The organism is Thalassospiraceae bacterium LMO-JJ14 (genome assembly GCA_021555105.2).
Classification (GTDB): domain Bacteria; phylum Pseudomonadota; class Alphaproteobacteria; order Rhodospirillales; family Casp-alpha2; genus UBA4479.
The window spans coordinates 19,513-33,085 of sequence record CP134604.1; the positions used below are offsets into that span (position 1 = coordinate 19,513).

The following is a 13,573-nucleotide window of genomic DNA, read 5'->3' on the forward strand; positions in this document are numbered from 1 at the left end:
GGGCGGTTTTCAGCCGCCCTTCACGTGATATAAACGGCGTATGTCCAATCCCTTCGAGCTTGATGACGATCCCCGTCCCGCCGCCGCCCCCGCCGTGCAGCGCGCACCGGCCTATCTGGACGGCCTGAATGACAGTCAGCGCGAAGCCGTCGAGGCCGTCGAAGGCCCGGTTCTGGTCCTCGCCGGCGCCGGCACCGGCAAGACCCGGGTGCTGACGACGCGCCTGGCGCACATTCTGATGCAGAACCGCGCCGGCCCCGGCGAAATTCTCGCCGTGACCTTTACCAACAAGGCCGCCGGCGAGATGCGCGAGCGTGTCTCGCATCTGGTCGGCCGCCCGGTCGAAGGCTGGTGGGTCGGCACCTTTCACGCCATCGCCGCGCGCATCCTGCGCGCCAACGCCGAAGCCGTCGGCCTGACGCCACAATTCACCATCCTCGATGCCGACGACCAGGTGCGTCTGATCAAGCAGATGATCGACGTCCACGGCATCGACGAGAAACGCCTGCCGGCGCGCGCCATTTCCGGCATCATCCAGCGCTGGAAGGACCGCGGCTTCATGCCCGACAAGGTCCCCGCGTCGGATGCCGGACACGGCGACGGCAAGGTGCTCGATCTGTACAAGGATTATCAGGATCGCCTGCAGACCCTGAACGCCGCCGACTTCGGCGATCTGCTTTTGTTGTGCCTGAACCTGTTCCGCGACCAGCCCGAGGTTCTGAAAGCTTATCAGCGCCGGTTCCGCTACATCATGGTCGACGAGTATCAGGACACCAACGTCGCACAGTATCTGTGGCTCAGGCTTCTGGCGCAGGAACACCGCAACATCTGCTGCGTTGGCGATGACGATCAGTCGATCTATTCCTGGCGCGGCGCCGAAGTCGGCAACATCCTGCGCTTCGAAGAAGACTTCCCGGGCGCGCGCGTGGTCCGGCTCGAACGCAACTACCGTTCGACGCCGCATATTCTGGCGGCCGCATCGGGCCTGATCACCTTCAACGAAGGCCGGCTCGGCAAGACGCTGTGGACCGACATCAACGATGGTGAGAAAGTCCGCGTGCGCGGGGTCTGGGACGGCGAGGCCGAGGCCCGGCTGGTCGGTGACGAGATCGAGGCCTATCAGAACAAGGGCGAAAAACTGAGCGACATGGCGGTGCTGGTGCGCGCCGGCTTCCAAACCCGCGAGTTCGAGGAACGCCTGATCACGCTCGGCCTGCCCTACAGGGTCATCGGCGGACCCCGGTTCTACGAGCGACAGGAAATCCGCGATGCGGTCGCATACCTGCGTGTCGTTGCCCAACCCAACGACGATCTGGCGTTCGAGCGCATCGTCAACGTGCCGACGCGCGGCATCGGCAAGACCAGCCTGCAGGTGATCCACACCTATGCCCGCGCCGAACGCATCTCGCTGACCCGCGCCATTGCCAAGTTACTTGAAACAGACGAGCTTCGCCCGCAGGCGCGCAAGGCACTCGGCGATCTGCTGGCGACCTTCGACATGTGGCGCAGCCTGGCGCAGACCTACCCGCCGGCGGAACTGTGCAGGCAGATCCTCGAAGACAGCGGTTATGTCGACATGTGGCGCGCCAAAAAGGAACCCGATGCACCGGGCCGGATCGACAACCTGAAGGAACTGGTCGTCGCACTTGAGGATTTCGAGGCTCTGGGATCGTTTCTGGAACATGTCAGCCTTGTGATGGAAAACGAGGAACGCAGCGACATCGACAAGGTCAACATCATGACGCTGCATGGCGCCAAGGGCCTTGAATTCGCCACCGTATTCCTGCCGGGCTGGGAAGAAGGCCTGTTTCCGAACCAGCGCTCGCTCGACGAGGGCGGTCTTGCCTCGCTTGAGGAAGAGCGCCGCCTTGCCTATGTCGGCATCACCCGGGCGCGCAAGCATGCGATGATTTCGTTCGCCGCGAACCGCCGGGTCTACGGACAGTGGCAGAGTGCGACGCCGTCGCGTTTTATCGATGAACTGCCCGCCGACCATATCGATGTGTTTTCCGAAAGCGGCGTATATGCGCGCCGCGATGCGGTGTCGCAAAGCGTCGAGGATCCGTTCAACGGCATCGACGGCATTGGCCGTTCGCGCCGCCGCATGGTCGAGGCCGCCCGCAGTCCGGCCTACAAACCTGCCGGCGACGGCAGCGGTTTCGAGGTCGGCATCCGTGTCTTTCATCAGAAATTCGGCTACGGCAAGATCACCCTTGTCGACGGCGACAAGCTCGATATCGATTTCGAGAAAGCCGGCCCGAAGCGGGTCATGGCCAGCTTCGTGTTGCCCGCATGATCCTCGCGCCCGCCCCGCAGCCGCTTTGGCGGCTTGAAGTCACGGTCCCTAAGCATACCGTGCCGGCGTTCGAAGTCATCTTCGAGGGTATTTCCGTTGCCGTCTCTTCGTTCGGCGATGACGATATTCCCTGGCGGGTCGAGGGCTATACGGATAGCGAACCCGATATCGACGCCATCGAGGCCGGGCTGGCCATGGCCGCCGAAGCGATGCACGTCGAAACGCCGCCGCTCCGCGTCGAGTTCCTGACGCCGCGCGACTGGCTGGCGGAAAACCTCGCCCTGTTCGAACCGCTGCGCATCGGCCGCTTTTTCGTCTACCCGAGTCACTACGAAGGGGCACTGCCCGCCGCCTGCATACCGTTCCGCATCGATGCCGGCACGGCGTTCGGGTCCGGCACGCACCCGACCACCGGCACCTGCCTTACGGCACTGGCCGCGATCGCCCGCACACAGCATGTTGCCAGCGCCCTCGATCTCGGCTGCGGCTCGGGCATTCTGGCGTTCGCCATTGCCCGGCTTTGGCCGGCGCGGGTACTGGCCGTCGACATCGATCCGGAAGCCGTTCGCGTGACCCGGCGTAATACCCGTGACAACAAACTGCGGGGCCGCATCGACGCCCGCCAAAGCACCGGTTACCGCAGCGACGCGGTCCGCGATGGCGCCCCCTATGACCTGATCGTCGCCAATGTCCTGGCCCGGCCCTTGATCGGCATGGCGGCGGACACAGTACGCGCGCTGGTGCCGGGCGGCACCGTCGTGCTGTCAGGATTGCTGGATCGCGATGCCCGTTGGGTGGTGGCACGGCACCGCGCGTACGGGCTGAGGTTTGTTGCGCAGCACAGCCTCGACGGCTGGTCGACGCTGGTGATGCGGAAGCCCGCGGCTGAGGTGAACGGAAAATGATCGACCCGGAACGCCGCCGCCGGCTTGTGCATGTGTTGATCGGCATCAACGGCGTCGGCTTCGTTCTGGTCGGCACATTCCTCAGCGGCGCAGCCAAGCTGGGCTATGTGCCGTGGTACGGGATCGCCGGGGTGATCACGATGTTTTTCGGCATCGTCGTGCCGTTTCACCGCGAGTTCGTGTCGTTGCGCCAGGGCTTCGATGAGGTCGAGCGCGAGACCCTGAAGACCATCCGCCGCAACCGCCATCTCGAAATCGGCCAAGCCTCCGTTCTCGATGCCGGGTCGCGGCCGCAACCGTTCAAGCGGGTCCGCAACCAGCCGCTGATCGCCATCGCCATCACGCTGGCGGCGTGGTCCCTGGTCGGTATTGAAGTCGGGCGCTGGCTGTTCGGCGACTTACCGATCAACTAGGACCTAAGCCCCCTCGTTTCCAGCCCCGTCGTGACGCGGCAGCGACTTGAAGGCGGCGAGTGCGCGTTCGCGGGCCTGTTTGTGCGCCACGACCGGTCGTGGATAGGTCGTGCCGAGCGCGATCCCGGCATCCTTCAGCACATGATCCGGCGCTTCCCAGGGCGCGAACAGGTATTTGTCCGGCAACTGCGCAATCTCCGGCACATAGGTGCGGATGTATGTCCCGTCCGGATCGAACTTCGAGCCCTGCAGAATCGGATTGAAGATGCGGAAATACGGCGCCGCGTCGGCACCGCAGCCGGCAACCCATTGCCAGCTGAACGCATTGACCGCCAGATCGGCGTCGACGAGAGTATCCCAGAACCAGGCTTCCCCGGCCTGCCACGGCAACAACAGATGCTTGACCAGAAACGACGCGGTGACCATGCGCACCCGGTTGTGCATGTGCCCGGTCTGCCATAATTCGCGCATCCCCGCATCGACCATCGGATAACCGGTTCGTCCCTGTTGCCAGCAGGCCAGGTGCGCATCATCGTCGGCCCACGGGAAATCCCGAAAGCGCGCCGACATCGGCTCATCGGGCAGCGTCGGCAGATGATAGAGAACGTGATAGGCGAATTCCCGCCAGGCCACTTCCTTGAGGAACTTCTCCGCGGCCTCGGACCAGCCCGCGGTTTTCAGGGTTTCATGCCAGATCTGGCGCGGACTGATATCGCCTGTGTGCAGGAACGCCGACAGGTTTGACGTCACCGCATCGGCGGGGAAGTCGCGACGGTCCTTGTAGCCTTCCAGCCCGCTTCGCAGGAATGCCCGCAACCGCTTCATCGCCCCTGCCTCGCCGGGCTGCCAGCGCTGGCGCAGCCCGCCGGCCCAGTCCGGTGCCGACGGCAACAGTCCCCAGTCCTCAAGCGCCTCGCTTTTCACAAGCTTGCCGGAGGCTTCTATCCGCAACGGCGCGGGGCCCGGCGGCGGCGGATCGCCCCTATCGCGCAAGGCGTGCCAGAAACGGGTGTAGACCTTGTAGAATCCCCCCTGCCTGGTGGTGATCTCCCACGGTTCGAACAGCAACGATCCGTTGAAACTGGCGGCCTCCAGATTGCCGGCCTTGAGCGCATCCTTGATCCTGCTATCGCGGGCAATGGCAAACGGCTCGTAACAGCGGTTCCAGTAAACACCCTGAGCGCCGGTTTCACCGGCAACGGCGGCGATCACGTCTTCGGCCCGGCCACGGCGCAGCACAAGCGTTGCACCCCGTTCAGCCAACCCCGACTGCAATGCCGCGAGGGTGTGATGCAGCCACCAGCGCGCGGCGCCCCCCGGTTTCCATTTTCCCGGTGTCTCGTCGTCGAGGATATAAAGTGCGATCACCGGCTTGCCACTCGCGGCGGCGGCAATAAGGGCCGGATTGTCGGCAACGCGGAGGTCGTTCCTGAACCAGACAATGATCGGCGCGGGATCGGTCATGAATACTCTGTCTTAAGCCTGCCGCACGTCGCGGCGGTTACCTGACTGGTACGGGCAGTGCGGCGGGACGGATCACCGGGGCGAAACAAGGGAGGAGCGGCGGGACGTCACGGTTTGACGCAATCGTAGCCCCACATGATCTTGTAGCTGACCGACCCCAGCTTCACCTGGCCCTGCGGCACGGCCTTGCGGCCGTATTTGGCGCAGTGTGCTTCGGCGATGGCCGTCGGTTCGGAAAAGCGGATCGTCGTGATGGTGATCGCCGTTTCGGACGCCGCGACGATGGAGCCTGAATCCGATGTTCCGCAGGCACCGAGCGCCAGCAGCGGCGCCGAAAGCGCCGCCACCGACAGAAGTCTTGCGATCGGTGTTTTCCCGGTCATGCGCGGATTGTGCGGAATCTGCGCCGCACACGCAAGCGCCCGCTCAGCCTTCGAAGAACGGCGCCGGGATCAGTAGTTTATTGCTTTGGCTTTCCAGGTATCCGGCCTCGGCATTGACCTTGAGATAATTCTGCCAATCCGGATCGGCCTGCATGGCGGCGCGTTTTTTAGCGCGGTCGGCGGCGTCTTCATAGGCCCAGATATGCACATAGCTGTTGGGATCGCCGGTTTCCGTCATCGCATACAGCACGGGTTTGCCGAGATGCCGGGTCTGCGCCGGGTAGCCGTGCTGCAGGTAAAGCTCGAGGTGCTTCTTGATGGTGCCCGGACGGCAGGTATAGGTGCGGTGGTCGTAAAGCATTTCGGATGTCCTTCATGTAAACGGAAACTGTTTTCAGGAGTGTGACGGTACGACGCGGATAAAAAGAGTCCAATACTGGATTGCCGGCCTTTCGTTCATTACATTTAATCCCGACAAAGGGGGAATTACATCACATGACGAACAACGACACCGGCACATCGAAGCATATTGTATTTCTCGACCGCGAAACTTTCCCGGAACAGGTCACACTGCGGCCGCCGGCATTCGCGCACACCATGGACGACTATCAGCGGACCAAGCCCGAAGAGATCGTTGAGCGGGCCAAGGATGCCGAGATTATCATCACCAACAAGGTTGCCCTGCGCGCCGAGACCCTTGGCGAGCTACCGAAACTGAAAATGATCGCGGTCGCCGCCACCGGCACCGACATCATCGACCTCAAAACCTGCGCCGAACGAGGGATCACCGTTTCCAACATCCGTGAATACGCCACCGCCACGGTGCCGGAACACACCATGGGCCTGATCCTCAGCTTAAGCCGCTCGATACGTCCGTATCACCTGTCGGTCGCCGAAGGGCGCTGGAAGGAAGCGGACCAGTTCTGTTACTTCGACTATCCGATCTTCGATCTCAGAGGCAAGGTAATGGGCATCATCGGCGACGGCGTACTCGGCAAGTCGGTTGCCCGCCTGGCCGAGGCTTTCGGCATGGAAGTCCGCTTCTCGACCTACAAGGGGGTCGACGGCATGGGGCCGCTATATACCCCGTTCGAACGTATTCTGTCGGAAAGCGATGTCATCACCATGCACTGCCCGCTGCTCGACAGCACCCGCAATCTGCTCGGTCCCGACGAGTTCGCGAAGATGACGAAACGCCCGCTGGTGATCAACACCGCGCGTGGCGGGCTGGTCGACGAGCGCGCCCTCGTCGACGCCCTGAAAAGCGGCAAGATCAGGGGCGCGGCGTTCGACGTGGTCACCACGGAGCCGATTCCCGACGATCATCCGTTCATGGAAATCATGGACCGGCCGAATTTCATCCTGACACCGCACGTGGCGTGGGCCAGCCTCGAAGCGATCCAGGGCCTCGCCGATCAGATGGTCGACAACATCGACGCCTTCGTCGCCGGAAAACCGCGCAACGTGGTCGGCTGAATCTAGACCGTGAACTTCTCGGTGCCGTCGTCGTAGTTGATCGTGTAGAGATCCTTGCGCCGGTCGATCCAGTTCTTGACCGTGCCGAAGTGCTTGTGGTGCGGCAGCTTGTCGAGATCGACATCGTGGATCAGCACCATTTCCGCGTTCGGCGTGCACTCGGCGGCGATGGCTTCGCGGTCGAACGAGATATCCGACGGCGTATAGATGCCCGATTGCGCATAGTGAATTTCCGCCGTCGAGGTGGTATGTGGCAGGTTCCCGCAGGCCCCGGCCAGCGCCACATAGACATGGTTCTCAATGGCCCGCGCGTGGGCGCAGTAGCTGACCCTGAGATGCCCCGAGCGCATATCCGTATTGTACGGCACGAAGATGATGTTGGCGCCCTTACCGGCGGCAATGCGTGCCAGCTCGGGAAACTCGACGTCGTAGCAGATCAGGATCGCGATCTTGCCCCTGTCGGTGTCGAAGACGTTCACTTTCTCGCCGCCGCTGACGCCCCACCACTTCGATTCGCTGGGCGTGATATGGATCTTGTACTGTTTTTCCAGCGTGCCGTCGCGGCGGAACAGATAGGCGACATTGTACAGGCGCTCTTCTTCCAGAGTCAGGTGCGAGCCGCCGATGATGTTGACGTTGTAGCGGATCGCCAGCTCATTGAACATTTCCAGATACGGCTCGGTGAACTGATCCAGCGCACGGGCCGCCTCCTGCGGCCGGTCGGCGGGCAGCATGGAAAAAAGCTGTGTCGTCAGCAGTTCCGGGAAGACGCAGAAATCCGATCTGTATTCCGACGCCGTTCCGACGAAGTGTTCACACTGAAGCGCGAAATCCTTGAAGCTGTCGACGCGGTGCATCTGATACTGCACGACGCACAGCCGGGCCGTGCCGGGATGGTTCTGCGCACCCTGCTCCGCCTTGAAATCGGGATTGCGCCAGATCATCAGCACGGCGTTGCCGCAGCTCTCGTCGTCCTCTGCCAGATAGCCCTCGATGACACGGATGATCTCGAAACCGTTTGCCAGCTGAGCCACCAGAACCGGGTCGTCCAGTTCGCGGACGACGACTTTTTCGACGTATTCCTCGGCGCTCATGTCCCCGGCATGTTCGTGATAGCCGGGAATGCGGCCGCCGATGACGATCCCTTTCAGGTTTTTCTCGACCACCAGTTCCTTGCGTGCCTCGTAGAGCCTGCGGGCCAGCTTGTAACCCTGATATTCGCGCGAAACCGCGATATCGATGCCGTACAGGTATTCCCCGTCTTCGCGGTGGTTGCGGATGAAGCCGTCGTCGGTGACGGTATCGAAGTCATGCGCACTGGATGCAACGTGACCGGAAATCAGCAGCGACGATGAAATAGCGACAAGCTCGCCTTCGACCTCGACCCCCAACTGGCCTTCCGGAAAAGACCGCAGCTGACTCAGGTACTGTGCCCGCGACCACGGTTCGATGCTCTTGAAGACATCGGTCTGAACCTTGAGCACGGCGGGATAATCGGAAACCCGCAACGGACGGACTGCCACCTTGCGCTCGTACTTCTCAAGATCTGCTTCTTCCATTGCGGTTCCAAAATCCCGGGGTTTCGCCATTTCCTGCCGGGAAAACAAACCGGCAGCGGCCATGACCCAGACCATACAAAATGGCCCACGCCTTTCCAAGCAACCCCTATGCCGGCAAGACCATGTGGCCCCCTCAAAAAAAACCGAGTGCCGCACGGGGGGAGCGCAGCACTCGGTCAGGGAGATGCCGGCGCACCGGCTATCTAACCTTTCGAATTAATAGGTCACGGTCTTTGCCGCCTCGGCCAGTTCGCCTGGCGTCAGGTTGAACGGCGCCGCCGGGGTCGGCTGGCCGCGTTCGATCACGACGGCCTGAAGCGGCGTATTCAGCGTCACGGTCCGCCCGTCAGCGCCGGTGATTTCGACAATGCCGTCATCGATCAGCGCCATCGTCAGCGTGTTTGCTTCCTGCAACCCCCAGAAATCCGTGCCACGCACGCCAATGGTCGCTATCGGGGTCTTCAATGTCAGAGTGCCGCCGTCATGTTTGTTGATTTTGCCGGACACCATGCGGAACACGCCCTTGGCCAGGGTCAGGACACCGCGCCCTTTTTTGCCGGGCGCGTAGATCATTTCGTCGATGGTCAGTTCCGAATTGTCGCCGAGCGACAGCAGGCTGTCGTCGATCAGCGTGATCTCGGCACGGGTATTTTCCCCCGTCAGGATCGTGTCCAGAAACTTCACATCGCTGCCTGCGCCCAGGGTTCGGGGAAGGCTCTGGAACACACTTGCGATATTGCCGCGCGCGCGGATCACTTCGCCGACATCCATACCGACGTATTGTTCGATCGATGCCAGTTCCGTTGCCTGCTCCGTTGCCTGTTTTTCACCCGCAACGGTCATCCCGGCGGCAAAAACGAGCGCCAGTGCAAGCGTCGTTGCGGCCCAGAAACGCGGTCTGTAACTGTTTGAAGTCATCGTTTTATGCATCACCGTTATTTCGTCTGGTAATCTATACGGTCAAAATGCCGCACTGGATTACTCCACTACGTAAGCACTATCCCTGCGACTTCATACCTGTGGAATGTGCTTAATATTTAAGGGTATTTACGTATCTGCACCGGCCCGCCGCCGGTCCCGGGCATGATGTCGAAAGCGATTGAAATGCGCCGCGATCTGCCTTTCAGCGGCACCGTGCGGTGATAAAAATGGCTCGGAAACAGGATCATCAGGCCCGGCTCGGGCTTGAAAAGGCGCAGCACGGGAGCATGGTGGGCGTGGATATCCTCCGGCGGGCGGCCGAACTCGATCCACCCGGCGCGTTCCGGGTCGTCATCTGTGATGCTGTCCGGCACCTCGGCGTAATACACTCCGGAAAGCCATGCCGCGGGGTGGATATGCGCGACCTGATGGCCGTCCTCGTCCATGACCACCCCCCACGCCGAAATCGCGATGTCGTCTGGGCAGGCGTCGAGAAAAGGGTGCGCCGGCTCGCCCGCGAACTGCCGCCTGTAGGCGCGAAAGGCATCTTCGATTTCACGGCCGAACGCCGCCATCGGTCCCATCGGCGGGGCCAGCAGTTCGCCGGAATGCCGTCCCATGCGCGTGGCGTGTGCTTTCGGTGACGGGGTCAGCGTCGGATGCGCCAAAAGGTATTCGGCGATGGCCGCGTTGAAGGCATCTATGCCGGCATAGCCGTCGGGCGGCTGCACCCGGCGCTGCATAATAAACCGGTCGGGGTCGTCCAGTTCCCGTGCGGCGGCATCCTCGCCCAGATCGCGGAGCGCGAAAGCCCTGAAGGCAAGCGCCGCCGGATGTGCCGGGCGGCGTGACAGAAAGCGTTCGATATCTTCCAGCGCCGCCGCCGCGTCACCCCGGGCAAGGTGCAGATCGGCTAGATTGACCGCCGCCTTGGCGAAGCCCGGGTCGATTTCAAGCGCCCGCGCATAAGCCTTTGCCGCCGCCGCTTCATCGCCGAGCGTCCTGAACGCTTCACCCTGATTAAGGGCCGCCGCCGCATGACCCGGTTCCAGCGCCAGCGCCCGGCGGTAGCTCTGGATCGCGTCTTCATCTTCGCCGAGCGCCTGCTCGGCAACCCCCAGGTTGAAGTGCGCCGCCGCCAGCCCGGGGTCGCATTGTCCGGCTTTCAGTGCCGCCTGGCGGGCCCCGGCATCGTCGCCCGTTTCGCTGAGCACGGCGGCGTGATTGGTGTACGCAACCGCGTCTTCGGGGCGGCGCTGGATAAGCGCTTCCAGCTCTGCCCGCGCACCCTGCAAATCGCCGGTGGCGCGCAAGGCCTCGGCACGGCCGATGGCGGCGGCGGTATGTTCGATATCGCGCTGCAAGGCTTTCCGGAACCAGTCCGCCGCATCCGCATGCCGCCCCATGCCGGCCAGCAATACGCCGGCGTTATATGCCGGTTCCGCATAGCCCGGTGCCAGATCGTGCGCGCTTTCGTAAGCCGCCAGAGCCGCCTGTTTGTCGTCGCCGCCGGCCAGCACATTGCCGAGGTTCATGCGGATTTCCGCATCCTCGGGGGCACGTGTGCAGGCTTCTTCCAGCAGCTTGCGGGCTTCGCCTTCCGCGCCGCACTGAAAGGCGGCGATACCGCCGAGGTTGAGCACCGCCGGATCGCGCAGGCGTGAGGCCAGCAAACGCCGCACCTCAGCCAGCGCCTCCGTCGCATGCCCCGTAGCCAGCGCCTCGCGAACACGCGTCAGCCTCAACTCGGTTTTGCGGTTTCGTGCCTTTGCCATCCCCGAACAATCGGATGTCACGGTGTAACTCGCAAGTCCTGCGATAGCGGCTTATAGTATGCGTATGAACGACAACACCATGCCGCCCGCGCTTGCCGACGCCCTCGCCCTGCATCAGAAGGGCGCGCTCAGCGAGGCCGAAGCCGGATACCGCGCCGTCATCGCTGACGATCCAGACAACGCCGATGCGCTGCATCTGCTGTCGATCCTCTGTCTGCAGCAGGGCCGCGCCGAAGAGGCCCTGCCAATCATCGAACGTGTCATCCATCTCGCGCCGGAGGCCGCAGATGCCTATGGCAACAAAGGCACCGCCCTGCAGGCCATGGAGCAGTACGGCGAAGCCGCGTTCGCCTTTCGCACCGCCATCGCGCACGCACCGGACGCCGCGCATCATCATTATAACCTCGGCAACACACTGCGCGCCGATGGCGACAAGCCGGGCGCGGTCAAGGCTTACCGTGACGCCATCCGCCTGGCGCCCGATCTGGTACAGGCGCATTCCAATCTGGCGACGACCCTGTCCGAACTGGGCCTGTTCGACGAGGCGGTGGCGCACTGCAAGCTGGCGCTCAGCTATCAGCCGGGGTTCACGGATGCGCTGTACAATCTCGGCAACGCGCACCGCGAGGCGGGCCGTCATGCCGATGCCGTCGCGGCCTACACCAAGGCGATCGCCGCCGACGGCGATCATGCCGATGCCTATTGCAACCTCGGCCTGACGGAAATGGTCACCGCCGGTCTCGACGCGGCGATCCGTACCCTGGCGAAGGCGCTCAAGGCCGACCCGGAACACGACATGGCGCGCTTCTATCAGGCGGTGGCCATTGAAATGACCGGCGCCGATGCCACGCAACTGTTTCAGGCCCTGCACGATGACGATACGACCGTGCGCGCGTGGATCGACAGTTGGGACTACGTCAAAAGCCATTCCACCCTTGAGACCGAAATCATCCATTGCCCCTATGCCCTGCTCGATCTCGCACTGGATGCCGCCCGTCTGGAAGGACTTGTACTGGAATTCGGCGTCCGCCACGGCCAGTCGATCCGCCACATCGCGGGCGAAACGGAACAAGGCGTGCACGGCTTCGATTCCTTCCACGGCCTGCCATCGGCGTGGGGTGGCGAGCCGGAAGGTGTTTATTCGACCGACGGCGCGCTGCCCGATGTGCCGGACAACGTGACGCTGCATGCCGGCCTGTTCGAGGACACGCTGGGGCCGTTCCTGGATTCCCATCCGGGCGACGTGCGCTTTTGCAATATCGACTGCGACATCCATGCCTCGACCGCCACGGTGCTGGACGCACTGGCGCCGCGCATCCGGCCCGGCAGCGTACTGGTGTTCGACGAATATCTGATCAACCCGACTTGGCGCGACGACGAATACCGGGCGTTTCAGGATACCGTCGGCACGTACGGCTGGAAGTACCGCTATCTCGCTTTCGGCATCGTCACCAAGCAGGCCGCAGTGATCATCGAGGACACTTAGGTCTCTTGTAATGAACGTGTCCGTCCCCCTATATCTTCATTTAGCTTTAAAACTGCTTATGCTTATGAAGACATTGGCGATCTTCACAATCAGCAAAACGGAATCGTATAAAAAATGACAGACGCCCGTGAAGACAATCCGGAATTTCGCCCACTCGGATGCAAGGAATGCCTCGACGGGAATCCGCTGGGGTTCCCGATCACCATGGCCTATCAGCCGATTGTCGATGTCAGCACCAAGACCGTCTTTGCGTATGAAGCTCTTGTCCGGGGAAAGAATGGCGAGGGTGCCGGCGAAATCCTTTCGCGCGTCGACGAGACAAACCGCTATGTTTTTGACCAAACCTGTCGGGTAACGGCAATAAAGATTGCATCTGATTTGAAGCTCGACTGCGTCTTGAGCATCAATTTTCTGCCGAACGCGGTATATCGCCCTGAAACATGTATCCGTGCAACACTGGAAGCCGCCGATCGGTATGGCCTTTCAGCCACTCAGATCATGTTTGAAGTTACGGAGTCGGAACCGATTCTTGATCCGAAACATCTTCTCGGCATATTCAACGAATACAACAATCGTGGATTCATAACGGCAATCGATGACTTTGGTTCAGGGTATGCGGGCCTCAATCTTTTAAGCAAATTCAAGCCACAGGTCTTGAAGCTGGATATGGAATTGTGCCAGGGAATATCCGACGACGTCATCAAGAAAACCATCACTCAGGGGGCGATTTCCACCTGCCATGCTTTAGGTATAAAAGTCATTGCGGAAGGCGTCGAAACGCAGGCCGATCTCGATACGCTGCTTGAAATGAATATCCAATATTGCCAGGGCTATATATTGGGGAAACCGCAAATCGAAGCATTGCCGATCCCTGACCTTTCAGCACTTTGATCAA

12 protein-coding genes are annotated in these 13,573 nt (G+C 61.8%); 6 read left to right on the forward strand and 6 right to left on the reverse strand.

Translation table 11 applies throughout. The annotated features are described in order from the left end of the window. The first annotated feature begins 40 nt into the window (after positions 1–40). The 3 genes from L2D14_00095 to L2D14_00105 are packed head-to-tail and all read left to right on the forward strand — an operon-like array spanning position 41 to position 3,614. Positions 41–2,296: a UvrD-helicase domain-containing protein gene (locus L2D14_00095; GenBank protein ID WNJ99843.1), complete on the forward strand. Its 2,256-nt coding sequence runs from the start codon at positions 41–43 to the stop codon at positions 2,294–2,296. Beyond that, the gene (locus L2D14_00100; protein WNJ99844.1) at positions 2,293–3,201 is read left to right on the forward strand and encodes a 50S ribosomal protein L11 methyltransferase; all 909 of its coding nucleotides are present in this window, start codon (positions 2,293–2,295) and stop codon (positions 3,199–3,201) included. Before L2D14_00095 ends, L2D14_00100 begins: the two co-directional genes overlap by 4 nt. Beyond that, complete coding sequence (locus L2D14_00105) at positions 3,198–3,614, forward strand: hypothetical protein (protein ID WNJ99845.1); 417 nt, start codon at positions 3,198–3,200, stop codon at positions 3,612–3,614. The genes L2D14_00100 and L2D14_00105 overlap by 4 nt, the downstream gene beginning before the upstream one ends. A 3-nt stretch (positions 3,615–3,617) precedes the next feature. On the opposite strand, the gene L2D14_00110 is transcribed toward L2D14_00105, so the two are convergent. The 3 genes from L2D14_00110 to L2D14_00120 form a co-directional block, all read right to left on the reverse strand. Next, on the reverse strand, positions 3,618–5,078 hold the full coding sequence (locus L2D14_00110) for a deoxyribodipyrimidine photo-lyase (GenBank protein WNJ99846.1): 1,461 nt from the start codon (positions 5,076–5,078) through the stop codon (positions 3,618–3,620). 107 nt (positions 5,079–5,185) lie between these two features. Next, on the reverse strand, positions 5,186–5,461 hold the full coding sequence (locus L2D14_00115) for a hypothetical protein (protein ID WNJ99847.1): 276 nt from the start codon (positions 5,459–5,461) through the stop codon (positions 5,186–5,188). Between the two features lie 43 nt (positions 5,462–5,504). Next, positions 5,505–5,822 carry an NIPSNAP family protein gene (locus L2D14_00120; GenBank protein ID WNJ99848.1) on the reverse strand — a complete coding sequence of 106 codons (318 nt, stop codon included), beginning with the start codon at positions 5,820–5,822 and terminating at the stop codon, positions 5,505–5,507. Positions 5,823–5,956: 134 nt separating this feature from the next. On the opposite strand from L2D14_00120, the gene L2D14_00125 reads away from it, so the two are divergent. Beyond that, positions 5,957–6,937 carry a D-2-hydroxyacid dehydrogenase gene (locus tag L2D14_00125; protein WNJ99849.1) on the forward strand — a complete coding sequence of 327 codons (981 nt, stop codon included), beginning with the start codon at positions 5,957–5,959 and terminating at the stop codon, positions 6,935–6,937. 2 nt (positions 6,938–6,939) lie between these two features. Here the strand turns inward: L2D14_00125 and L2D14_00130 are convergent, their stop codons facing one another. From L2D14_00130 to L2D14_00140, 3 genes are all read right to left on the reverse strand, one after another. After that, positions 6,940–8,496 (reverse strand): GNAT family N-acetyltransferase, encoded by a 1,557-nt coding sequence (locus tag L2D14_00130; GenBank protein WNJ99850.1) that lies wholly within the window; start codon positions 8,494–8,496, stop codon positions 6,940–6,942. Between the two features lie 216 nt (positions 8,497–8,712). Beyond that, on the reverse strand, positions 8,713–9,414 hold the full coding sequence (locus L2D14_00135) for a FecR family protein (protein WNJ99851.1): 702 nt from the start codon (positions 9,412–9,414) through the stop codon (positions 8,713–8,715). A gap of 119 nt (positions 9,415–9,533) precedes the next feature. Further along, positions 9,534–11,192, reverse strand: coding sequence for a putative 2OG-Fe(II) oxygenase (locus tag L2D14_00140; protein WNJ99852.1), 1,659 nt, complete (start codon positions 11,190–11,192; stop codon positions 9,534–9,536). 58 nt (positions 11,193–11,250) lie between these two features. On the opposite strand from L2D14_00140, the gene L2D14_00145 reads away from it, so the two are divergent. Continuing rightward, on the forward strand, positions 11,251–12,678 hold the full coding sequence (locus L2D14_00145; GenBank protein WNJ99853.1) for a tetratricopeptide repeat protein: 1,428 nt from the start codon (positions 11,251–11,253) through the stop codon (positions 12,676–12,678). Positions 12,679–12,792: 114 nt separating this feature from the next. After that, a complete protein-coding gene (locus L2D14_00150) occupies positions 12,793–13,569 on the forward strand; it encodes an EAL domain-containing protein (GenBank protein WNJ99854.1) in 777 nt (258 codons plus the stop codon). The last annotated feature ends 4 nt before the right edge of the window (positions 13,570–13,573 follow it).